The 22,088-nt window shown below is 75.1% G+C and carries 15 protein-coding genes; 5 read left to right on the top strand and 10 right to left on the bottom strand.

Going from position 1 to position 22,088, the window contains the following annotated elements; genetic code table 11:
- From ABT106_RS13605 to ABT106_RS13595, 3 genes are all read left to right on the top strand, one after another.
- On the top strand, nucleotides 1-1,304 hold a 1,304-nt coding region (locus tag ABT106_RS13605), incomplete at its 5' end, for a condensation domain-containing protein (protein WP_351276222.1).
- A gap of 10 nt (nucleotides 1,305-1,314) precedes the next feature.
- On the top strand, nucleotides 1,315-2,505 hold the full coding sequence (locus tag ABT106_RS13600) for an acyl-CoA dehydrogenase family protein (RefSeq protein ID WP_351276220.1): 1,191 nt from the start codon (nucleotides 1,315-1,317) through the stop codon (nucleotides 2,503-2,505).
- Nucleotides 2,502-3,647 (top strand): acyl-CoA dehydrogenase family protein, encoded by a 1,146-nt coding sequence (locus ABT106_RS13595; RefSeq protein ID WP_351276218.1) that lies wholly within the window; start codon nucleotides 2,502-2,504, stop codon nucleotides 3,645-3,647. The genes ABT106_RS13600 and ABT106_RS13595 overlap by 4 nt, the downstream gene beginning before the upstream one ends.
- A 119-nt stretch (nucleotides 3,648-3,766) precedes the next feature.
- Here the strand turns inward: ABT106_RS13595 and ABT106_RS13590 are convergent, their stop codons facing one another.
- The 6 genes from ABT106_RS13590 to ABT106_RS13565 all read right to left on the bottom strand — a co-directional run bounded on the left by ABT106_RS13590 (nucleotide 3,767) and on the right by ABT106_RS13565 (nucleotide 12,896).
- Nucleotides 3,767-4,348: a GNAT family N-acetyltransferase gene (locus tag ABT106_RS13590; RefSeq protein ID WP_351276216.1), complete on the bottom strand. Its 582-nt coding sequence runs from the start codon at nucleotides 4,346-4,348 to the stop codon at nucleotides 3,767-3,769.
- A 25-nt stretch (nucleotides 4,349-4,373) separates the two neighbouring features.
- On the bottom strand, nucleotides 4,374-5,495 hold the full coding sequence (locus ABT106_RS13585; protein ID WP_351276214.1) for a threonine aldolase family protein: 1,122 nt from the start codon (nucleotides 5,493-5,495) through the stop codon (nucleotides 4,374-4,376).
- Complete coding sequence (locus ABT106_RS13580; protein ID WP_351276212.1) at nucleotides 5,492-6,181, bottom strand: DUF2461 domain-containing protein; 690 nt, start codon at nucleotides 6,179-6,181, stop codon at nucleotides 5,492-5,494. Before ABT106_RS13580 ends, ABT106_RS13585 begins: the two co-directional genes overlap by 4 nt.
- On the bottom strand, nucleotides 6,178-7,587 hold the full coding sequence (gene glyA, locus ABT106_RS13575; protein WP_351276210.1) for a serine hydroxymethyltransferase: 1,410 nt from the start codon (nucleotides 7,585-7,587) through the stop codon (nucleotides 6,178-6,180). Before glyA ends, ABT106_RS13580 begins: the two co-directional genes overlap by 4 nt.
- 46 nt (nucleotides 7,588-7,633) lie before the next feature.
- Nucleotides 7,634-10,933 (bottom strand): non-ribosomal peptide synthetase, encoded by a 3,300-nt coding sequence (locus ABT106_RS13570; protein WP_351276208.1) that lies wholly within the window; start codon nucleotides 10,931-10,933, stop codon nucleotides 7,634-7,636.
- A 94-nt stretch (nucleotides 10,934-11,027) separates the two neighbouring features.
- Entirely contained in the window at nucleotides 11,028-12,896 is a 1,869-nt protein-coding gene (locus tag ABT106_RS13565; RefSeq protein ID WP_351276206.1) for an AfsR/SARP family transcriptional regulator, read from the bottom strand.
- A gap of 210 nt (nucleotides 12,897-13,106) precedes the next feature.
- Between ABT106_RS13565 and ABT106_RS13560 the strand changes: the two genes are divergently transcribed.
- The gene (locus ABT106_RS13560; protein ID WP_351276204.1) at nucleotides 13,107-13,352 is read left to right on the top strand and encodes a hypothetical protein; all 246 of its coding nucleotides are present in this window, start codon (nucleotides 13,107-13,109) and stop codon (nucleotides 13,350-13,352) included.
- Between the two features lie 60 nt (nucleotides 13,353-13,412).
- Here ABT106_RS13560 and ABT106_RS13555 read toward each other — a convergent pair whose 3' ends face one another.
- Together ABT106_RS13555 and ABT106_RS13550 are read right to left on the bottom strand one after the other, a co-directional pair.
- A complete protein-coding gene (locus tag ABT106_RS13555) occupies nucleotides 13,413-16,544 on the bottom strand; it encodes an AfsR/SARP family transcriptional regulator (RefSeq protein WP_351276202.1) in 3,132 nt (1,043 codons plus the stop codon).
- Between the two features lie 90 nt (nucleotides 16,545-16,634).
- On the bottom strand, nucleotides 16,635-17,171 hold the full coding sequence (locus ABT106_RS13550; protein ID WP_351276200.1) for a MarR family winged helix-turn-helix transcriptional regulator: 537 nt from the start codon (nucleotides 17,169-17,171) through the stop codon (nucleotides 16,635-16,637).
- 385 nt (nucleotides 17,172-17,556) lie between these two features.
- Here ABT106_RS13550 and ABT106_RS13545 point away from each other — a divergent pair, with 385 nt between their 5' ends.
- Complete coding sequence (locus ABT106_RS13545; RefSeq protein ID WP_351276198.1) at nucleotides 17,557-18,165, top strand: response regulator transcription factor; 609 nt, start codon at nucleotides 17,557-17,559, stop codon at nucleotides 18,163-18,165.
- Nucleotides 18,166-18,267: 102 nt separating this feature from the next.
- Here the strand turns inward: ABT106_RS13545 and ABT106_RS13540 are convergent, their stop codons facing one another.
- Both ABT106_RS13540 and ABT106_RS13535 read right to left on the bottom strand, forming a co-directional pair.
- Nucleotides 18,268-20,109 (bottom strand): ATP-binding cassette domain-containing protein, encoded by a 1,842-nt coding sequence (locus ABT106_RS13540; protein WP_351276196.1) that lies wholly within the window; start codon nucleotides 20,107-20,109, stop codon nucleotides 18,268-18,270.
- The gene (locus ABT106_RS13535; protein ID WP_351276194.1) at nucleotides 20,106-21,947 is read right to left on the bottom strand and encodes an ATP-binding cassette domain-containing protein; all 1,842 of its coding nucleotides are present in this window, start codon (nucleotides 21,945-21,947) and stop codon (nucleotides 20,106-20,108) included. The genes ABT106_RS13540 and ABT106_RS13535 overlap by 4 nt, the downstream gene beginning before the upstream one ends.
- Between the last annotated feature and the right edge of the window lie 141 nt (nucleotides 21,948-22,088).

Below are 22,088 nucleotides of genomic sequence, written 5' to 3'. Positions count from 1 at the left end.
TGCGGTACGTGCTCGGCGTGCCGGCCGGCGAGGGCGGCGTGGCAGCGCTCCTCCAGGCCGGGCCGGTCCTCCGGCGCACCCACCCCGCCGTCGCGACCGGCTCGCACGCGCTCCGGCTGACGGGACCGCTCGACACCCGGCGGCTGCGGGACGCCCTGACCGGGGTGCTCCGCCGCCACGAGGCGCTGCGCACCCGGCTGACCGGGGCCGCCGCCGGGCGGCCGCTGCTGGAGGTGGATGAGGAGCCGGTCCTGCGGTTCACCGAGGCCGACCTCAGCGGTTTCACCCCGGAGGCCGCGGCCGCCCGTACCGCCCTGCAGATCACCGAGAGCGCCTCCACCGTCCTGGACCTGGAGAGCGGCCGCACCAGCGCGTTCCGGCTGCTGCGGACCGCCCCCGACGAGCACGTCCTGATCCTCGCCTCGCACCTCGCCGTCTTCGACGGCTGGTCCTCGGGGGTCTTCCTCGCGGACCTGGCCGCCGGCTACCGCGAAGGCGCCGGTCATCTCCCGCCGCCCGAACTCCAGTTCCCCGACTACGCGGCCTGGCAGCACCGCTGGCTCGACGGCCCCGACGGCTCCGCCGAACTCGCGCGCCGCCGGGCGGTGTTCGCGTCCGACCCGCGCGCCCGCCGGGCCGCCGGCGGGTTCGAGCGCGGCCACCTGCCGGTACGCCTGGCCCGCGGGCCGGTCGCCCGGGGGCTGGAGCTCGGCGCGGCCGAGGGTGCCACCCCGTTCATGACCCTGCTGGCCGCGCTGGCCGTCGTACTGGCCCGCCGGGAGGGCCGTACCGCGGTGGTGATCGGCACCCCGGCCGCGGGGCGGTTCGCCGGCGCGCTCGAAGGCGCCGTCGGGCAGTTCACCACCGTCGTGCCGATCCGGCTCGACCTGACGGGCGGGCCCGTCTTCCGGGAGCTGCTGCACCGCACCCGGGCCGCCGTCGCCGACGCCCTCGGCCACCAGCGCCTGCCCGTGGACGTCCTGTTCTCGGACGGCACGCCGCCGCCCTACGACGTGCTGTTCGCCCTCCACAACTATCCGGCCGTCCCCCTGGACCTGCCCGGCATCGAGGTGGGCCAGCTGCCCGGGCCGCCCGCCCGCCACCTGGAGCTCTACAGTCCCGACCCGTCCGCCGCCCTCGCCTGCGTCGGCCTCGTCGAACGGGACGGCGAGATCGGCGGCACCGCCGAGTACAACCGGCACGCGGCCGCGCCCGAGGACGTGCGGGGCCTGCTCACCGGAATCGAGGAGGTGCTGGACCGGGCCCACACCGCCCCCGCATCCCCGCTCACCCCCCGGCACTAGGGAGTTGCCCGTGCTCACCACCGAGTTCTACCGCGCGCCCGCGGACTGCGGGCTCGTACGGAGCGGGGCCGACGTGCCCCGCACCCCCATGCGGGCCCTGCGCGAGGACGTCCACGACATCCTGGTCGCCGCGCCCGTCGCCGAGGCCCGCCGCACCCGCGACCCGAGACCCGTCCACCGGGCCCTGGGAGAGCGGGGCCTGCTCGCCCCCCAGTGGCCGCTGGAGTACGGGGGGCGCGGCGTCAGCCAGGTCGCGGCCGCCGTGCTGGTCGAGGAACTGGCCATGCACGACGTGCCCGACCTGCTGCACACCCTCACCGTGCAGATCGTCGGCTCCACCCTGCTCAACGTCGCCAGCCCGGCGATGAAGGCCCGCCACCTGCCGGGCTTCGCCGCCGGCACCGCCTTCGGCTGCGTGCTGTTCAGCGAACCCCAGGCCGGCTCGGACCTCAACATCCTCTCCACCCGCGCCGTCTCCGACGGGAAGGGCGGCTACAAGCTGTACGGCACCAAGGTCCACTCGCTCTTCGCCCGGATGGCCGACTACGGGCTGTGCCTGGCCCGCGGCGAGGACGACGCCTTCAGCCTGTTCCTCGTCCCCCTGGCCCAGCGGGGCGTCACCATCCGGCAGATCCCGGGCATCATGGACGACGCCTTCCACGAGGTCACCCTGGACGGCGTGGCCGTGACCGCCGACGACGTGGTCGGCGAGAGCGGCCAGGGCTGGGCGATCGTCGTCAAGACCCTCGCCTTCGAGCGCACCGGCCTGGACTACTACGTCAAGGCGCTGCGCTGGTACCGGGCCGCCGTGGAACGCCTGGAGGCCCACACCGACCGGCTGGAGGCCGGCCAGCACGACCAGATCGGCCTGGCCAAGCTCAACGCCCGGCTGCTCGCGGCGGGCACGCTGGTCCGCCGCGTCCTCACCCGCCTGGACCGGGGGGAGCTGAACGAGGACGAGGCCGCCGCGGCCAAGTGGTACACCACCGAACTCGCCGCCGAGGTGGCCTGGTGGGCCGCGGAACTCGACGGCGACCGCAGCATGACCCTCGACGACCCCGAGGTCGACGGGGTGGCACACCCACTCGATTCGGCGATGCGCGAAGCCCCGGGAATGCGCATATCCGGCGGCACCGCCGAAATGATGCTGGAGACGCTGGCCCGGCTGCGTCTCGACTCAGGGGCGGAGGTACGGCCGTGACACCACAGGCGGTCAACGGGAACGGGACGGGCGGCGGAGCGCCGGCGGCGCCCGAACGCTGGCGCGAGCGGGAGGACGAGGACTCCCTCTTCCGGCAGCTCCGGCTCACCGTGCGCCAGGGCCTGGAGGTCGACGGGGACACCCCCGGCGGCGCCTGGGAGGCGCTGACGCAGGTCGGCGCGTGGGAGTTCGCGCTGCCCATCGAGAAGGACGGCCTCGACCTCGGCCAGGCGGTCCTGGCCATGGTCTGCGAGGAGGCGGGCAACTCCATGCAGCCCGTACCACTGCCCGACACCCTGCTCGCCCTGGACCTGGTCTCCGGGCTCGGCCCGCTCGCACCGGAGTCGGCCGACGCCCTGCTCGACCGGGTGCGGACCGGGGAACTGCCCCTCGCCGTCCCCGGCCGGCTGCCCGACCCGCGCGGCGTCGTACCGCCGGGCATCACCTGGAAGCCCGACGGGGACACCGGCGGCGTCGTGCTCACCGGCGCGGGCGGCCCCTTCGCCGCGGGCGTCGGCGCGGGCGCCCTGCTGGTCCTGGCGAGCGGCCCCGACGGCCCGTGCGTGGTGCTCGTCGAGCTGCCCGCGGCGGGCGTGCAGGTACGCCCGCTGCGCGACCACGGCGGCGGCGCCGTCTCCAGCGCCGTCTTCGACGAGACCCGGATCCCGGCGGAGTCGGTGCTGCTGCGCGGCCTCGCCGCCGAGCACGCCCTCGCCCGCGTGGGGCTGCGGGCGGCGGTGCACCAGGCGTCCCTGCTGGCGGGGATCACGGCGGCCGCGCTCACCGCGGTCGTCTCCCGGATCCGGGGCCGGCAGCAGTTCGGCCAGGCCCTCGTCAAGCACCAGGGGCCGCGGCTGCGCGTCGCGGGACTGCTGGCCCGGCTGGACGCCGTCCGCTGGGCCGTGGGCGACGCCGCCCGCGACCTCGACGAGGGGCGCCTCACCCCGGGGGAGGCCGCCGGACTGATCGCGCTCACGGCGGAGACCACCCTCGACGTGACGCGCGACGCGGTCCACCTCCACGGCGCCTCCGGCCTGGTCCGCGACGGCCTGGTGGCCGGCTGCTACCGGCGCGCGGCATGGGAGGCCATGCGCTGCGGGCGCCCGGCCCAGCTGTGGGACACCGCGGCGCACACCCCCTGAGGACCGGCCCCGTACGGGACGCCGTGCGGCCGTACGGGAAAGGGGCCCCCGCCCAGCGGGAACCCCTGCCCCTGCGCCTCCCGGGCGGGGCCGGATCCGCCGGCCCCGCCCGGGACACCTCACTCCAGGTCGCGGCGCATGACCCAGCGGTGCCGCTTGTCGCTCTTGGCCTCGGTCCGCGTGATCCGGCGGAAACCGGCCCGCTCGAACATGTCCATCGTCCCGACGTAGGCGAGCGTGGGATTGACCCGGCCGCCCTCCGGGTCGACCGGATACCCCTCCACGGCCGGCGCGCCGTGCGAGCGCGCGTGTTCGACGGCCCCCTCCAGCAGACCGGAGGCGACCCCCTTCCCGCGGAACTCCTTGCGCACGACGAAGCAGGTCACCGACCACACGGGCAGGTCGTCCACCGGTGTGATGGTCTTGGAGGCGGTGAGCCGGTCGAGCTGGCGGCGCGGCGCCACGTTGCACCAGCCGGCCACCTCGCCGCCCACGAAGCCGAGGACCCCGGGCGGGGGATCGGCCTTCTCGGCGAGGGTGCGCAGGTGTTCGCCCCGCTCGTCCGCCGTCATCCGGCCGTAGTCGCCGGTGGACAGCCGCCACGCCATGCACCAGCACGTGTGCGCGCTCTTCTTCGGCTGGAGCACCTTGCGGACGTCGTCCCACAGATCCGCCGTGGCGGGCCGTACTTCTAAACTCATGGCGCTACTTCACTCTCTTCCGCTCTTACAAGTGCCCCGCGGGTGCGAAGTTGCGCACCCCGGGGACGACTTCGATCCTGACCGCGGCCAGGACCTCCAGGGCACGCTGACACGCTTCCCGTCCTACATCCAGATGGGTGACCAGCCGGATCACGTCCGGTCCGGGCGCGGTCACCAGCACTCCCTTCCGTGCGGCGCGTGCGACGACCGCCTCGGCGCCGGGCGCCTCGACGAGGACGATGTTGGTCTCGGGCGGGCGGCGCACCGCGAACCCCGCGTCCCGCAGACCCGCCGCCAGCAGGCTCGCGTGGGCGTGGTCCTCGGCGATCCGCTCCACGTGGTGGTCCAGGGCGTACAGTCCGGCGGCCGCCAGGATGCCCGACTGCCGCATGCCGCCGCCCAGGCCGTGCCGCAGCCTGCGCGCCCGCGGCAGGTGTTCGGCCGCCAGCAGCAGGACGGAGCCGACCGGTGCGCCCAGCCCCTTCGACAGGCAGACGGCGAGCGAGTCGGCCGTCGCGCCGTACGCCGCCGCCGACGTCCCGCTCGCGGCCATGGCGTTCCAGATCCGGGCGCCGTCCATGTGGACCGACACCCCGGCCCGCGCCGTCAGCTCCCGCACCGCGCGCAGCGTCTCCAGCGGATGGACCGTACCGCCGGCCCGCGTGTGGGTCTGCTCGACCTCCACCGCGCGGGTGCCCAGGGTGTACGGGTTCCCGCGCCGGACCACCCCGGCCAGCGCGGCCGCGGTGATCACCCCGCGGTCCGCCGCCACCGTCCGCGTCTGGATCCCGCCGTAGCGGGCCGGGGAAGCCTCCTCGTGCGCCAGGATGTGCGCCTCGGCGTCGCACACCAGCTCCTCGCCCGGGCCCACGAGCAGCTGGAGCCCGATCTGGTTGGCCATCACCCCCGACGGCACGAACAGGGCGGCGCCGAAGCCGAAGAGCCCGGCGAGCCGGTCCTCCAGGGCGCGCACCGTCGGATCCTCGCCGAACAGGTCGTCACCGACCTCGGCGGCCGCCATGGCGGCCCGCATCCGAGGGCCCGGCCGGGTCACGGTGTCGCTGCGCAGGTCGACCGCCGGGGGGGCCGCGGCCCCCGCGCCGGGGTGGGGCCCGGAGTGGGGCCCGGGGTGGTTCGGGTTCGTCATGACGGTAGGTCAGCTCCTCGTTCGCGTGGGCGTGGGGTCAGGTCGCGGGCCGCCACCCAGTCCAGCAGGGGGCGCACCAGCAGCCACGTCTCCCGCACCAGGTCCGCGGCGCGGGCCGTGTGCAGGCCGGCGTCCGGCCCGAAGCGGCGGCCCGCGTCGATCTTGCGGTGGCGCAGCAGGTCCAGCCTCGGGTGGTCCGCCGGGACGCCCCGTGGACGGGACTTGAGCCGGTCGCCGCCGATGGTGAACCCGTGGGTCTCCAGCCGGGCCGTGACGGCCGCCAGCTCCGCGCCGCCGCCCTCCTCCTCGACGGCGGCGCGGTAGCGGGCGACCTCGGCGCCGCCGTACGGGTAGTAGCGCCCGGAGGCGTACAGTCCGTGCCGGTCCAGGTGCACCCACAGGCCCAGACAGGGCAGCAGGTCCAGGTAGGCGCCCTGATAGGTCTTGTACGGCGACTTGTCGTGCGACATCCGGGTGTCGCGGACCGGGCCGAGCACCCGCACGCCGCCCGGCCCGGACGACTCCCCGAAGGTTCCGTTCAGTTCGGCGGCCAGTTCGTCCATCGGCCCGCGCACGTCGCGCTCGTACCGTTCGCGGTGGCGCAGCCGCCAGGAGTCCCTGTCGTTGTCGTCCGCGAGGTCCTCGTACAGGCGCAGTGCCGAGGGCGGGAAGCCGCCGAAGGTCACGGAAGGTACCCCGGCAGGGGGTGACGGGCGCACAGCTCGCTGACCCTGGCGCGCACCCGGTCCCGCACCGCGTCCGGCAGGACGCCGCCCGGCTCGCGCAGTTCCTCCAGGACGTCGGCGACCAGGTCGGCGCACTCGGCGGCCACGGTGCGGTCCATCCCGCGGGCGGCGAGGGTGTTGGTGCCGAGGCGCAGCCCGCCGGTCACCCTTACGGGGGTGGTGTCACCGGGCACCCGGTTGCGGTTGACGACGATCCCGCAGGACTCCAGGGCCTGTTCGGCCACGTCACCGGTGACCCCGGTGCCCCGCAGGTCGAGCAGGACCATGTGGGTGTCGGTGCCGCCGGTGACCAGGCGCAGACCCCGGTCGGTCAGCCGCTCGGCGATGGCCTGAGCCCCGTCGGCGAGGCGCTTGGCGATCTCGGCGAAGTCGGGGCTGGCCACGAAGTCCAGCGCCCGCGCCTTCGCCGCCACCGAGGCCAGGTCGGGGGTGCCCTGGGTGAAGGGGAACACGGCGCGCCGCAGCGTCGCGGCCAGGGTGCCGCGCTCCGGACCGGAGGTGCGGGCGTCGCGGCCCAGCAGGATCAGCCCGCCGCGGGGGCCGTACAACTGCTTGTAAGTGCTGGTCGTCGTCACGTGGGCGTGGTCGACGGGGCTCTGGTGCAGCCCGGCCGCGACCAGGCCGGCGATGTGCGAGATGTCGGCGAGGAGGTAGGCGTTGGCCTCGTCGGCGATCTCCCGGAAGCGGGCGAAGTCGATGCTGCGGGGGTAGGCGCTCGCCCCGCACACGATCAGCTTCGGGCGGTGCTCCAGGGCCAGTTCGCGGATCTGGTCGTAGTCGAGCAGCCCGTCCGGCGTCACCCGGTAGCCGTGGGCCCGGTAGTAGCGGCCGGTCACCGAGGCGGGCGAGCCGTGGGTGAGGTGGCCGCCGCAGTCCAGGTCGAGGCCGAGGAGGCTGTCGCCGGGGCTGAGCAGCGCCGTGATCACGGCCAGGTTCGCGGAGGAACCGGAGTGCGGCTGCACGATCGCGTCCTGCGCGCCGAAGGCCGCGCACGCCCGCTCGATCGCCAGGCGCTCGATGTCGTCGGCGACCCCGCACCCGGCGTGGTACCGGTTCCCCGGGAATCCCTCGGCGGTCAGGTTGCCGAGGGCGCTGCCCTCGCAGGCCAGGACGGAGGGGTCGGCGACGCTGGACGCCGCGACCATCATCAGGGTGTCGCGCTGGCGGGCCGACTCCCGGGCCAGCAGCGCGTACAGGACGGAATCGCGCTCTCTCAGTCTGCGCGTGGCGTGGCCGGCGAAGTCGACCAGGTCGGGATCGGCTCCGGGAACGGGCGGCGCCACCGCGACGGGCGGCGCCTCCTCGTCCGCGGGACCGGTGACGGGCGCGGGCAGGGTGAGACTCATGACTGTCCCCTCTCGGATGGGTCGTGATGACCGTGCGGGCTGTGCTCTACGGGGCGACGGCGGCGCCCCCCGCGGCCTCGTCCGCCTCGTCCGCCTCCAGTTCGCCGAAGACCTCGGCGGCCGTGACGGCCTCCGCGCCGTGCTGCTCGTCCGCGGCGATCTTCCCGGCCAGCTCGGAGATCAGCGGGTTCTGGAACACGGTCTTGACGGGTACCGGAACCCCGAGGAGCTCCTTGAGGAGGCCCGCCAGCCGGGTGCCGCTGAGCGAATCGCCGCCCAGGCTGAAGAAGTTGTCGCCGGGCGTCACCCGGTCCAGGCCGAGGATGTCGGCGACCGCCGCGCAGAGCACGAGTTCCAGGGCGCTGCCCGTTCCGGCCGGCGCCTCGTCGGCGGCCGAGTCCGAGGCGGACTGCTGCCGACCGGCGGACTCCGCCAGCCGCAGCCGGTCGACCTTGCCGTTGCGGGTCAGGGGCAGCTCCGCCAGCACGGTGAGCGCGGACGGCACCATGTACGCGGGGAGCTGCGCGGCGAGCCGCTCCAGCACCGGCCCGGCCGCCCCGGGGCCCGATTCCGACACGACGAACGCGTGCAGCCGGCGCACCCCGTGGGCACTGGCCGGGGCCACCACCACGGCCGCCTCGACGTCGGCGTCCTGGCGCAGCACGGACTCGATCTCGCCGAGCTCGATCCGGTGGCCCTGGATCTTCACCTGGAAGTCGTCGCGGCCCAGGATCTCGATGGCGCCGTCGGGCAGGTAGCGGCCCAGGTCGCCCGTCAGGTAGGCCCGTTCCCCGGTCTCGGGCAGGTTCACGAAGCGGCTGCCGGTGCGCTCCGGGTCGTTCCAGTAGCCGAGCGCGAGCCCGACATCGCTGGCCACGGCCATCTCGCCGACCACGCCGAGGGGGCGTTCGTACGCGGTGGCGTCGACGATGTAGTACCGCTGGTTCGTGATGGGCCTGCCGTACGGGATGCTCGTCCAGGACGGGTCGACCTCGCCGATCGGCTGGAACAGCGACCAGCAGATCGTCTCGGTCGGACCGCCCGAGCCCACCACCTCGATCCGCGGGCTCTGTGCCCTCAGCCGGTCGGGCAGGGTCAGCGGGATCCAGTCGCCGGACAGCACCGACAGCCGCAGGGACTCCAGGGGCCGGGCGCCGTCTCGCCGCTCGCGCACCTCGGCCTCTCCGACGAGCAGCTCCATCAGGACCGGCACCGAGTTCCACAGCGTGACCCGCTCCGCCCGCACCAGGTCGGCCCAGACGTCGGGCTCCGCGTGCTCGAACGGCGGCGGGACCACCACGGTCCCGCCCTGGGTCAGCACCCCGAACACGTCGTAGATCGACGCGTCGAAGTGCAGCCCCGAGATGGCCAGCAGCCGGTCCCGTTCCCCGACGCCGAAGCGGGCGGCGACGTCCTGGACCAGGTTGACCACGCCGATGTGGTCGACCATCACGCCCTTGGGCTCACCGGTGGAGCCCGAGGTGAAGATCGTGTACGCGAGGTCCGCCGGCGTCTGCGCCGTGTCGGGCCGGGTGGCGTCGCCGGACTCGAAGTCGCGGTCCACGCGGTAGCGGCGGGCCGTGGGCGGCCAGCTGACCCGGGACTCCAGGGACGACTGCGTGAGGATCCGGTCGACGCCGGCCTCGGTGAGCAGCCGGCGCAGCCGCTCCGGCGGCACCGACGGGTCCAGCGGCAGGTAGGCGGCGCCGGAGGCGAGGACGCCGTAGACGGCGGCGTACTGCTCCCAGCCCTTCTCCATCACCACGGCCACCAGCTCGCCGGGGGCCGCCCCGTGGTCGCGCAGGGTGCGCCCGATCCGCCAGGCGTACGCGGCCAGTTCGGCGTAGCTCAGGCGCCGGTCGCCGTCGACGACGGCCTCGGCTTCGGGCGTGCGCTCGGCCTGCGCGGCGAACAGCTCGTGCAGGGTGGTGTACGGGATCCGCCCGGCGGTGTCGTTGACCTCGCGGCGCAGGGTGCGCTCGGCCGGCGGGATCAGGTCGAAGCGTTTGGTGTGCAGGCTGTCCGGGTCCTCGGTCAGCCGCCCGAGGAGGTCCACGTACACGCCGAAGGCCGCGTCGACGAAGCCGGGGGAGAAGGCCCCGTCGACGAAGTCCCAGATGACGCGCAGTTCGCCGTCGAGTTCGCGCAGCTGTACGTCGAGCGAGACCTGCGGGGTCTGCGAGATCGAGTACACCTCGCGGCCCAGGTCGGTGACCGGTCTGCGCACCGGGTAGTCGAGCAGGCTCGTGACGACGACCGGCATCCCGGCCTGCGCGCCCATGCCGTGCAGCCGGGTCAGCTCCCGCAGGACCCGGACGCCGTTGAAGGAGCCGTGTTCCACGTCGCGGGAGAGCTGGTCGCGCAGGGCGTGCGCCCGGTCCAGGAAGGTCGCGCCCGAGCCGTCGGCGGCGAGCATCACCGCGTTGGTGAAGTCGCCGAGCACGCCGGTGATGTCCGGGTGCACGGCGGGCCGCTGGAACACCGGGTAGTTGAGGGTGAAGTCGGTCTCCTCCGCCCAGCAGCGGACGACTTCGGCGAACGCGGCGGTGAGCAGGACCGACGGCGTCAGGCCCGCCCCGTGCGCCCGCGCCGCGAACCGCTGCCAGTCGGCGGGGGAGAGGCGGTGCTCGCGCCGGTCGAAGCGGACCTCGTGGCCGTCCCCGCCCTCCGCGGCGCCGGCGGTGGGCAGCGAGGGGGCGGGCGGCAGGGTGGGGATCCGCTCGACCCAGTACTCCCGCGCGGCGCGGAACGCCTCGGTGTGCGGGAGGGCGTCGGCGCGCCAGCGGGCGTACTCGGGAAAGGAGATCCCGGGCTCCGGGAGCACGGCGTCCGGGTTCTCGTACAGGTCGACCAGTTCCGGGAAGAGCACCTGGAAGGCGCTGGAGGCGTCCAGCACCTGGAGGTCGATGCCCAGGTGGATCCGGCCGGGGCCGTCCGGGCCGCCCAGCCGGATGATCCGCAGGTCGAACAGCGGCCAGCTGCCGACGGGGAAGACCACGTGGCTCATCTCGTCGCGCAGCGCGGCCAGCCGCCCGGACGCCTCGTCCTCGGACAGGTCGCGCAGGTCGACGACCGGTATGTCGAAGGGGAGCGGGTCGGACGGGACCCACGAGGTGCCGTCCGGCCCGCCGATGGCGCGCAGCATGTCGTGGCGGGCGACCACCGTGCGCCAGGCGTGCGCGAAGCGCTCCGGATCGAGGTCCGGGCGCTCCCACTCGAAGTACCCGTAGCAGCCGATACCGCCCAGGTCGACGGCTTCGCTCCGCCCGATCATCAGCGCCTGCTGCGTCTCGGTCATCGGGAAGGACACGGCACTGTCCGCGCGAGCGGGCAGGAGCTCGGTCATGGTCCAACTCCATTCGGTGTTACGGGTACGGATACGGGCCGGCGGCCCCGGGACCGGTGCGGCCCGGGGTGTCGTGCTGCGGGGCAGGGCGAGGCTAGGGGCGGTGAGTTAGCCGCCGGTTATGCTCCGCGCGGTCGGCGGGCTCGGCGGGGGCCGCGGCGTCCGCGCCGAGGGAGAGCGCGAAGAGCCGTACGAGCGGGTGGAACAGATAGCAGGGCTGGCCCCGTTCGTCCGCGCCGCTGACCTCCAGCAGCGCGGCGTCGGCGAGCGCCTCGAGCAGCCGCTCCGCCTCGGCCTCCGGCCGGTTCAGCGCGAGCGCGGCGTCCGCGGCGGGGAACGGCTGGGGCCCGAGGCCGGCCAGGACCGGGAACACCTCGCGCACCTCGGGGACCAGCGCCCGCCAGGACGGCAGCAGCGAGGTGTGCACGTCCAGGTCGCCGGAGTGCAGCTCCCGCAGCCGGGTCGCCGGATCGGCGAGGCGGCCCGCCAGCCGGTCGGGACTGCACCGCGGCCGGGCGGCGATCCGCGTCCCGACGATCCGCAGGGCCAGGGGGAGGCCGGCGCAGTGTTCGACGATCGCCGAGGCCGCGCGGGGTGCGGCGGCCAGCCGGTCGGGTCCGGCCGCGGCGGCGAGCAGCTCCAGCGAGTCCCGCGCCTCCAGGGGCGCGAGGGCCACGGTGTGCGCCCCGGCCACGGTGGGCAGGGCCGTACGCCCGGTGACCAGCACGGCCGGCTCCGGGGTGTTGGGCAGCAGCGGGCCCAGCTGGGCGGCCCCGGAGGCGTTGTCCAGCACGATCAGCAGCTGCCGGCCCCTGGTCCGCTCGCGGTAGAGGCGTACGAGGTGGTCCTGGTCCGCGGTGACCGGTACGTCGTCCATCGGGCCCAGCGCGCGCAGCAGGTGCAGCAGGACCCGGGTGGGGTGCCGCGGCGTGCCGTCGGGGGAGCGGAGGTCGGCGTACAGCTGCCCGTCGGGGAAGTCCCGCTGGCAGCGGTGGGCCGCGTGCACGGCCAAGGCCGTCTTGCCGAGCCCGGCCATACCGGTCACCAGGACTCGCCGCGGCCGCCCGGCGCTCTGTCTCTCGGGGGCCAGCGCCCGGCACAGCAGGCCCAGTTCGCGCTCCCGGCCGGTGAAGTCGACGGTGTCCGGGGGCAGCATGGCGGGCGCGGGCGCCGGATGGCCGGAACCGTCCGGCCCGCTCGGCCGGGTCGGCGAGAGCAGGGCCGGGGAGGGGCGCGGACGCCGGTCCAGCGTGCCGTCGAGCAGGGCCCGGTAGGTCGACTGGAGCCCTTCGCCGGGGTTCACGCCCAGCTCCTCGGAGAGCACCGCGCGGCCGTGGTGGTAGAGGTGGATGGCGTCCGCCTGGCGCCCGGACCTGTACAGAGCCGTCATCAGCTGGCAGCGGATGCGCTCGCGCAGGGGGAACTCGGCCACCAGGCCGGTCAGTTCGCCCGTGATCTGCTCGTGCCGGCCGAGCGCCAGGTCCGCGGTGATGCGGAGTTCCAGGGCCACGGCCCGGGCTTCTATCAGACGCGGTGCCTCCGCGTCGGCGAGATATTCCGTCGCGTTGGCGAAAGGCAGGCCGTTCCACTGGGCGAGGGCGTCGCGCAGCAGGTCTCCGGCCTTATCGAAGTCCTCGCGGAGCAGTGCTTCCCGGCCATCGCGCGCCAGGCCCTCGAATTCCCGCAGATCCAGCGTGGAATTTCCAATGCTCATGGCATATCCAGGCGGCCTGCGGTCGATGAGGACGTCGGTGCCCAGGATCTTGCGCAAGCGCGAAATGTAGGTGTAGAGCTGTGCGCTGACGGTGGCCGGGGGAGCCCAGCCCCACAGCAGGCGGCACAGCCGTTCGTCGGAGACCACCTCTTCGCGGGCCACGAGGAGCGCCGCGAGCACGGTGTGAAGCTTCGCCCCGGAGAACGGCGCCCGCCGGCCGTCCCGCCGTACCTCGACTGGCCCGAGCACTCGGAATTCCATCTACCGCCCCATCCGTGATTCATGGGAAGAATCTCTGAACGAAGCTAGAGGAGTCCGTTGTTCCCTCGATATCGTGGCGATTTCGTGGGCGGCGCGCGTCATGAAATCGATGGAACATTGAACGAAAAGGAGGCGTCCCTACTGTTCCATTCATGCCGCAGCGAGCGGCGCAGATGCTCCACCGAGAGGGGATTCCCGATGCGTAGCACCCACGCGGCGAAGACGGCGAAGACGACCAAGACGGCGGCGGCCTGCCTGGTGGTACTCGCAGGAGTGTTCGTGGGATCGGGGGGCGCGCTGGCCGCCACGGAGGGGAGGGGCACCACCGTTCTGGCGGACGACATGCCCTGGGGCGTCGTCAAGCCGCTGGACCCGCCGCGCCACGGCGGCGCCGGCCACCACGCCCGGCACGGCGACCGCACCCAGGACATGCCCTGGGGCTGACCCCGCCCGGCAGATCCCCCCGGGTCGACCGGACCGCGACCGCCGCGGAACGCCGCGGACTCAGTTCGCGGGGTCGACCAGCAGCCGGGTCAGCTCCTCCGGAGTGAAGGAACGATGCGCCCGCCCTTCCAGGGCCCGGCTCCCCGCATCGCCCCGGCCCCCCGCACCACCGGCACCCCCCGGGCCACCGGCACCGTCCCGGCTCCCGGCACCGTCCCGGCCCCCCGCGCCGCCCGTCCCCGAACCGTCACCCGGTTCCCCGGCCGCGCCGCGCACCGCCGCCAGCAGCCGGCCCGCCTGGGCCCGCCAGGGCTGAGCCCCGACCTCGCCGAACGCGGCACACGCACGCCGGAACCGCTCCGCCGCCTCCGCGGTACGGCCGCCGAGCGCCTCGACGCACCCGAGATCGGTCTCCACCCGTGCGTAAAGGAAACGGTCCGCCAGCTCCCCCGTGATCTCCAGGGCCTGTTGCAGCGTCACCCCCGCCGCTGACAGCAGGCCCTGGCTCCACTGGGCCTGGCCGATGCCGCGCAGGGCGTGCGCCTCCCCGACCCGGTCGCCCTCGCCCCGGGTCAGCCGCAGCACCGCGCGGAACGACTCGGAGGCCTCGTCGAAGTCCCCGCCGCGCAGCCGCACCTCGGCCAGCCGGTACAGGGACTGAGCCTCCGCCCGCACCGACCCGGTGCGCCGGCTCAGCGCCAACGCCCGTTCCGCGAGCGGCAGCGCGGCCCCGGCGTTGCCCCGGTCCAGCTCGATCTGGGCCTGGAAGCCGAGCAGGTGCGCCTCGTTGCCCGTGTCTCCGGACGCGTGGAAGCCACCGAGGGCCGCCTCGCAGAACTCCAGGGCCCGTTCCCAGTCCCCCTGGAACCGGGCGCACATCGCCAGGTTCCGCTGCGCGAGCGCCGCGCCGCCCGTGTCCCCGGTGCTGCGCAGCAGCCGCAGGGCGGCCATGTTCCAGCCCTCCGCCTGCTCGTAGCGCCGCTGGTAGATCGCCAGGGACCCCAGCAGCCGCAGCATCGTCGCCTCGCCGGGCACGTCACCGGTGCGCCGCGCCGACGCCAGGGCCTGTTCGGCGCACCGCTGCCAGTCCTCCAGGTAGTTCTTCGTCTCGAAGTGCGGTACGGCGCTCTCCGTCAGCATCCACGCGTACCGCATCCGGTCCGTCTCCGCCGCGTGCGCCACCAGGTCCGTCACGGCGGTGCGCTCCGACTCGAACCAGTCCATCGGCGAGGCCAGCAGCTCGTCGGCGAGTTCGGGAAGGTTGCGGGGGGCGGTCGCCGCCGCCCGCCCGACCGGGAACTCCCGCCCGTCCATCCGCCGGTGCGCCTCCTCGGCCAGCCACAGCCAGGCCGCGAACGCCCGCTCCAGGGCGGCGTCGATCTCGCCCGGCGGCTCGTCCGATTCCGCCCGCTCCCGGGCGAACAGCTTCAGCAGGTCCTGGAACCGGTAGCGCGCGGCCCGCCCGGGCTCCGTCTCGGCGACCTCGAGCAGCTGCGCGTCGACCAGCTGGTCGATCAGCTCCTCCGCGTGCCATACGTCGGTGTCCAGTACGGCCGCCCCCGCCCAGGAGGCGAAGTCCGCCGTACGCAGCAGCCCGAGCCGCCGGTACATGCGGGCCGCCTCCGGTGGCAGGTCCCGGTAGGTGAGCCGGAACCCGGCCCGGACCCCGCCCTGCCCCGGGCTCAGCACGTCGAGCCGGCGGCGCTGGTCGCGCAGCCGGTCCACGAGGTTGCGTACGCTCAGGCCCGGTTTGGCCGCCAGCCGGGCTCCCGCGATCCGCAGCGCCAGCGGAAGGCAGTCGCACAGCGCGCCCAGCTGCTCCACCGCCACCGGGTCGCTGCCGAAGCGCTCGGCGCCCGCGAGCTTGGTGAGCAGGGCCGTCGCCTCGCTCGGATCCAGCATCGGCAGCCGGATGCGCAGCGCGGTGTAGTCCCCGGTCAGGTCGCCCAGGCTCTCCCGGCTGGTCGCCAGCACCACGCTGCGGCCGCCGCCGGGGAGCAGGGGTCTGAGCTGGGGGAAGGAGCGGACGTTGTCCAGGACGATCAGCGTCTTGCGGGTACTGAGGAGGCTGCGGAGCAGGGAGGAGCGCTCGTCGGGGTCCGCCGGGATCTGCGGCGCGCCGATCCCGAGGGCGCGCAGGAACCGGTCGAGCACGGCGGCGGGGGAGACCGGGGCGTTCTCCTCGTCGTAGCCGCGCAGGTCCGCGAAGAGCTGGCCGTCGGGGAACCGGTCGGCGACCTGGCTGGCCCAGTGGACGGCCAGCGCGGTCTTGCCCACCCCGCCCACCCCGACGATCGTCGCCAGGGCCGGAGTGTGCGGGGTGTACGGTTCGCGCAACAGCCGGTCCAGGGCGGCCATTTCCCGCTGCCGTCCCGTGAACGCCATGACGTCCGGGGGCAACTGGGCCGGAATGGTGTGCAGGGCGGTCGGCGCGGCGGGCTCGGCGGTCGTGGGCCGGGTCAGCTCGGGGGAGTCCCGCAGGATCAGGTCGTGCAACTGCCGCAGGCCCGGACCGGGTTCGATCCCGAGTTCCTCGATCAGCAGCCGCCGTCCGTGCAGGAACGCGTCGAGCGCCTCGGCGCGCTGCCCCGAGCGGTACAGGGCCAGCATGAGGTGCTCGCGGGACTGCTCGCGCAGCGGGTGTCGTGCCACCAGCTCGGCGAGTTCACCGGTGAGGGCCCGGTGCCGGCCCAGCTGGAGCATCAGCCCGGCCCGCTCCTCGATCAGCGCGAGCCGCATCTGTTCGAGCCGGGTCGCCTCCGCCTCGAGCCGGGAACCCGCGGGTTCGTCCAGCGCGGCGCCCCGCCAGATGCTCAGCGCCTCCTCGAAGAGCGCGCAGGCCTCCTCCGCCCTTCCGTGCCGGGCGGCGTCGCGCCCCTGCTCGGACCGCTCCGCGAACTCCTGTACGTCGACCCGGTGTTCGCCCTTGGCCAGCAGGTAGCCGGGGGGAGACGTGATCAGCAGGTCGGACACCCCGGCCTGCTTGAAGGACTTGCGCAGGGTCGCGACGCAGATGGCGATCTGGTTGCGGGCCGTCGCGGGGGGTGTTTCGGGCCAGACGGCGTCCACGAGGGTGTCCACCGACACGACGCGGTCGGCGTTCAGTACGAGCATGGCGAGGACGGTGGCCTGGCGTCGTCCGTTGATCCGCAACGGTCCCTCATCGGTCTGGACGACCAGCGGTCCCAGCACTCTGAAGACAAACCGATTCAAAAGGTCCCCCGGCAGTGAAGCCCCCGCTTCAGGCCGGAACGCTACCGCAAAGAAGAATCCCCGGTGCAGTCAACAGTTGGGAAAAATAAGGGTGTTTTCCGGCCTACTCTTCCGACGCCGGGAGCTCCCCTCCGGGCGGGGTGCCTCCGTGGCGGGGAGCGAGGACAGCGTGTCCGACAGGCCCCGCAGCACCTCGGAGAAACGGCGCGTCTCCTCCGCTCCGCCGAGCCGCTCGGACAGCTGCCGGGTCAGTTCGGCGAGGGAGGAATCGACTTCCCGCTTCGCCGCCAAGCCCTGTTCGGTGGCACCGAGCAGCTTGGCGCGCCGGTGGGCCGGGTTGTCCGAGTAGGCCGCCAGACCCTGCGCCACCAGTAGGTCCGCTATGCGCTGGACGCTCTGCCGGGACGTACCCACCCGCCGGGCCACATCCGACACCGAGAGCTGTTCGGCCGCGACCGAGCTGAGTATCTGCCAGCGGGCGGCGCTGAGTCCGCTGGGGAGCGCGAGCCGGTCGAGCGCCGCGGTGAAACGCCCGTTCAGCCGGAACACCGCCACCGCGGCACGGCTGAACGCCTCCGCCGCCCCTGGTTCCCCCGTGCGCGTCACCTTTGGTCCCCCTCCGTAGGTCGTGCGGGCGCTGCACGATAACAGCGCGTGGTCACGCGGACGAGAGCTGTGCCGCACCGCCGTCCAGAGCGGTGCCGTGGCGCCGTCCGGCACGGCGAGGCGGCGCCGTGATGGCTCGAAATGAGCCGGTCGAGGAGCATCGGCACGCCCTGTGCGCGCAGGTGTGCCCGCGCGGGGAAGGGACGGACCCGCGCCGGGGCGATCGTGGAGCGCCCCGTGGGCACGGCGGCGCACGGCTGCATTCGAGGGGCGCCCCATTCCGGCCATGCGCCCCCGCACGCCCCCCGCGGCCACGTTCCGTCCGCCCGGTACCGGGGCAGCCGCTTGATGCCGCTCAGGAGTCAGTCCCCAAGGAGAGTCAGTGATGACGAAAGTGCTCGTCCTGCACAGTGTCAGTCTCGTCGGGTCCGCCCTCGCCGCCCTGCTGAGATCCGAAGGGGACTTCGACGTCACGTCGACGGGGTGGCATACGGCGGCACGGCGCGCGGAGACCTTATGTCCGGACGTGACGGTCGTCGACGTCGACTGTCCGGGGGCGACGGCGGTCCTGGCGGGGGACGGCCGTTCCCGTCGCCGCGTCCTGGCGCCGCCCACCCCGCTCCTCGTGCTGGCCACGGCCGGCACCCCGGGCACGCTCGGCCGGGCCTTCCAGGCCGAGGCCCGCGGATACGTGGACAAGGACGGCTCCCCCGGCCGGCTCGTCCGCGCCGTGCGCAAGCTCGCCGCGGGCGAGCGGTTCATCGACGCGTCCCTGGCCTCGGCGTTCATGGAGGCCGACCCCGTGCCGCTCAGTCCCCGCGAGCTGAGCGTGCTGGTCCGCGCCGCCGAGGGCGACTCGGTCGCCGAGATCGCCCGCGCCCTGCACCTGGCCAGCGGAACGGTGCGCAACTACATGGCCGCCGTGACCCGCAAGACCGGCGCCCGCAACCGCATAGACGCCATACGGATATCCCGCAGGCAGGGCTGGGTGTAGACCCCGAGCCCGGCGCACGCGGGCGGTCCGGCCCCACGAGACCCGGCCGCCCCCGCTCCGGCGCACGCCACCCGCTCCGGGCCGGCGTGATCCGGCCGTCTTTCACCCCGGCGCGACCCCGCCGTCCGCGCCCCACATTCCGACGAGATCCCGGTACAGGGGCGACCTGGCCGGGAGTTCCGCATGCGTGCCGCACACCGCCCGGGTCCCGTCGAGTACGAGGACCCGGTCGGCCCGTACCGCCGACGAGATCCGGTGGGCCACCACGACCAGGGTGCCGGGGCGGGCCGCGAGCGCCCGCTCGGCCCGTTCCTCGGTCCGCGGGTCGAGGTGGCACGTGGCCTCGTCGAGCAGGAGCAGCGGGGCGGGGGAGAGATGGGCGGCGGTCAGGGCCAGCAACTGCCGCTCGCCCTGGGAGAGCGCGCCGGGGTCGACGACCGCGTCGAGGCCGCCGAGCCGCTCCAGCAGTTCCGCCGTCCCCAGCGCCTCCGCGGCCCGTCGCAGCCGGTCCCGCGGCACGTCGTCCGGCTCGGGACACAAGTGGGTCAGGTTCTCGTGGACCGTGCCGGTGAACACGTACGCCTGCTGCGGCAGCAGCGTCCGCCGCGGGTCCGGGGGGCCGCCCGGCCGCCGCCGCGCGGGAGCACCGGCCACCAGCACGCTGCCCCGGTCGGGGGCGAGCATCCCGGCGAGCAGGGCGGTCAGGGTGGACTTGCCGATGCCGCTCGGCCCGACCACCGCGAGGTGCTCTCCGGGACGCAGGGACAGGTCGAGCGCGTCCAGTACGGGATGCGCGTGCGGCCCGTACGCGAAGCCCACCCCCCGCAGTTCCGCGGCCGGCGCGCCCGGCCGCGCGGGACCGGGCACCGGCGCGGGAGCGACGGCGGGTCCGCGGGCGTGAGCGCTGCCCCTGCCGGGGGCCGCCTCCGCCGTCTGCGGTGGCGGTTGCGGTTGCGGTGGCGTGGGCGGCGCGGCGGCCGGCGGCGGGCAGAACCGCTCCAGCACCACCACCAGCCGGGTCCCGGCGGAACCGAGCGCGGCCATCAGGGTGTTGAGCGCGGGCAGCAGCGACTGCACCAGATAGGTCAGCGCGCCGGCGAGGGTCCCGGCGGTGACGCCCTGGCCGAGCAGCCAGGGCGTGGCCGCCAGCAGGGCGACGACGGGTGCCCGCCCCGCGCAGCCGAGGGCCAGCGTGCGGACGGCCCCCCAGCGGGCGAGCCGGCCGGTGAGCTTCGCCTGGGCGGCGATCAGCGGTTCCACGCCGGCGGCCGCCGCCCGCCCGGCTCCGCAGGCCACCACGTCGCGCAGTCCCGCGGCCAGTTCGCCCACCCGCGCGGCGAGGGCCTCGTCGGTGTCCAGGGCCTCGCGCTGCACGGCCGCCATGGGCCGCAGCGTGGCGAGGAACGCCGCCAGCCCCAGCAGCAGCGGGGGGATCACGACCAGCAGCAGGACGGGCGCGAGCGCGGCCATGCCGGCCAGTGCGCCCACGGTGGTGAACAGGAACGAGCGGGCCGTCAGCACCAGCCCGGCGAAGGAGTCGCGCGCCATCTCGGTCTGCTGTGTCAGCCGGGACACCGCGCTCGCGTCGGCGGCGCGGGCCGGATCGCCCACCGCCCGGTCCAGGGCGTGGCGCACCGCCCGGCGCACCAGCCCGTCCCGCAGTGGTTCGACGAGGTCCGCGAGCCCGGCGAACACCCCGCGCAGCGCGAGCCCGCCGAGCAGCGCGCCCGCCCCGGCGACGCCGAGCCAGGCGAGCCCGGTTCCGGTCCGCCCCGCCAGGAAGCCGTCGTCGAGCGCGCGGGCCACGCCGTATCCGCCGAGGAAGGTGTGCGCGGACTCCAGCAGCGACCAGAGCGCGAGCGTGCCGAGCGTGCGGGTGCGGCCGCGCAGGAACCGGCGGGCCTCCGGGGCCACCCGGCCCCAGGCGCCTTCGCCGCCGCTCATACGGCGCGCTCCCCGACAGCTCGCTCCCCGGTGGCGGGCTCCGCGGCGGCGGGCCGTGGCCCGGCCTCCGGCGCGGCTCCCGGAGCCCCCTCCGCCTTCCGTACGGACGGCCCGGCCGGGGCGGCGAACACCGCCCGGTACGCCGGGTCCCGCCACAGGGCGGCGTGGGTACCCGTGCCCCGGACCCGGCCGTCCTCCAGCCAGAGCACCAGATCGGCCCGGGCCGCCGAGGAGATCCGGTGGGCCACCACGATCCGGGTGCCCGGCCGGACCGCGTGCGTCAGCGCCCGCTCGACCTCGCGCGCTGTGACGGTGTCGAGGCCGGAGGTGGCGTCGTCGAGCACGAGCAGCCGGCCCGCGTTCAGGAACGCCCGCGCCAGGCCCAGGCGTTGGAACTCACCGCCCGACAGCGGGGCGTCGGCCAGCGGGGTGTCGCAGCCGTCGGGCAGGCGCCGGACGAACGGCTCGGCTCCGGCCGCCCGGACCGCGGCCCCGACCGCGCCGGGCGCCGGCGGCGGCTCCGCGCCGAAGGACACCGCGCCGGTGACGGTCCCGCCCAGCAGGGCCGGCCGGTCGAAGGCGTGGCCCACCTCGGCCCGCAGCGCCCGCGCCGACAGCCGCGCCAGCGGCACCCCGTCGAGGAGCACCTCGCCGGCGTCGGGGTCGGTGAGGCGCCCCGCCACGGCCGCGAGCAGGGTCTTACCCGCTCCGGACCGGCCCACGACGGCGACGGTGGCGCCGCCGGGCACCAACAGGCTGACGTCGTCCAGGACCGCCTTCCCGGCGCGCACCACCCGTACGCCGCGCAGCTCCAGGGCGCCCGGTCCGTCCTCGGGCAACTCGGCTGTGCCGTAGGTCAGTTCGGGGAGGACGAAGAGGGCGGCGGTGCGCCGGGCCGCGGCCCGGCCGCGCACCACGGCCGCCAGCCGGCCGGTGACGGCACCGACCCCGGCCGCCAGGCCCGCGTACCGTACGGCGGCGAGCAGCGCGCCGACTCCCAGGGCTCCGGCCGCCAGGCGCATGCCGCCCACGGCGAGGACCGCGTACAGCAGCAGCGGCATCAGGGCCGAGGTCCGGGCGGTCGTGCCGCCGTAGACGCGCCACATCTGCCGCCCCTCGACGCCGAGTTCGGGCAGTCCCGCCAGGATCCGGGCGCGTTCCCGGCCCACGGTCCCGGCGGCGGCGATGGTCCGGGCCCCGGCGAGCGCCTCGACGAGCCGGCCCGCCATGACGAGCTGCACCCGCTGGTAGCGGGAGACGCTGGCGGCCGAGTCCCGGGCGAAGGCGCGCAGCAGGACGACCAGCAGCGGGATGCCGACGACGAAGGCGAGCGCCGTCCACACGTCGATGAGGAACAGGGCCACGAGCCCGCCGACCGGCGGCAGGAGCGAGGCGACCGCGCCGGCCGCGGCGGCCGGCGTGGTACCCGCCTCGGTGGCGTGGGCGGTCAGCCGCGCGGCGAGCTCCCCGGGCGCGTACCGCTGCGCGTGGTGCGGGGCGGTCCCCAGCAGCCGGGCCAGCCCGAGCCGCCGCAGCCAGGCCGTGGAACGGCCGTCGACCTGCCCGGTCAGCCGGGTCGTCAGGGCGTCCAGCAGGACTTCGGCGAGGATGATCGCGGCGCACCACAGGGTCCACGTGGGACCGGCCGGGTCACGCCGGAGCAGCAGGTCGAGGGTGTGGCCGAGTACGGCCGGTTCGGCGAGGGCCGCCACGGCGGCGGCGACCGAGCACGCGCCGACGGCCGCGGTCCGCCCCGCGGTGTGCCGGGCGGCGGCCACCAGAGCCCGGTCACCGCTGTGCGCGAGCGCCGCCTCGCCGGTGGGATCGGGCGGGGTCATCGGCGGATGCTCCAGACGTGTGGTGCGGAACGTGTGGTGCGGACGTGCGGTGCGGACGTGTGTGGAACGTGCCGCACGGAACCGTGTGGACCGGTGCCGTGCGGAACGTGGTGCGGGCCCGGGCGGCGAACCGCCCGGGCC

Origin of the sequence: Streptomyces sp. NPDC002044 (assembly GCF_040296725.1) — a bacterium.
GTDB lineage: Bacteria > Actinomycetota > Actinomycetes > Streptomycetales > Streptomycetaceae > Streptomyces > Streptomyces antarcticus.
This window is presented reverse-complemented; position numbering and strand designations above follow the sequence as displayed.

Bases quoted from the DNA above. Each gene is read 5' to 3' on its own strand.
- ABT106_RS13590 (WP_351276216.1), bottom strand. From the start codon at position 4,348: ATGAGTTTAGAAGTACGGCCCGCCACGGCGGATCTGTGGGACGACGTC.
- ABT106_RS13585 (WP_351276214.1), bottom strand. From the start codon at position 5,495: ATGACGAACCCGAACCACCCCGGGCCCCACTCCGGGCCCCACCCCGGC.
- glyA (WP_351276210.1), bottom strand. From the start codon at position 7,587: ATGAGTCTCACCCTGCCCGCGCCCGTCACCGGTCCCGCGGACGAGGAG.
- ABT106_RS13570 (WP_351276208.1), bottom strand. From the start codon at position 10,933: ATGACCGAGCTCCTGCCCGCTCGCGCGGACAGTGCCGTGTCCTTCCCG.
- ABT106_RS13560 (WP_351276204.1), top strand. From the start codon at position 13,107: ATGCGTAGCACCCACGCGGCGAAGACGGCGAAGACGACCAAGACGGCG.
- ABT106_RS13545 (WP_351276198.1), top strand. From the start codon at position 17,557: ATGACGAAAGTGCTCGTCCTGCACAGTGTCAGTCTCGTCGGGTCCGCC.
- ABT106_RS13540 (WP_351276196.1), bottom strand. From the start codon at position 20,109: ATGAGCGGCGGCGAAGGCGCCTGGGGCCGGGTGGCCCCGGAGGCCCGC.
- ABT106_RS13535 (WP_351276194.1), bottom strand. From the start codon at position 21,947: ATGACCCCGCCCGATCCCACCGGCGAGGCGGCGCTCGCGCACAGCGGT.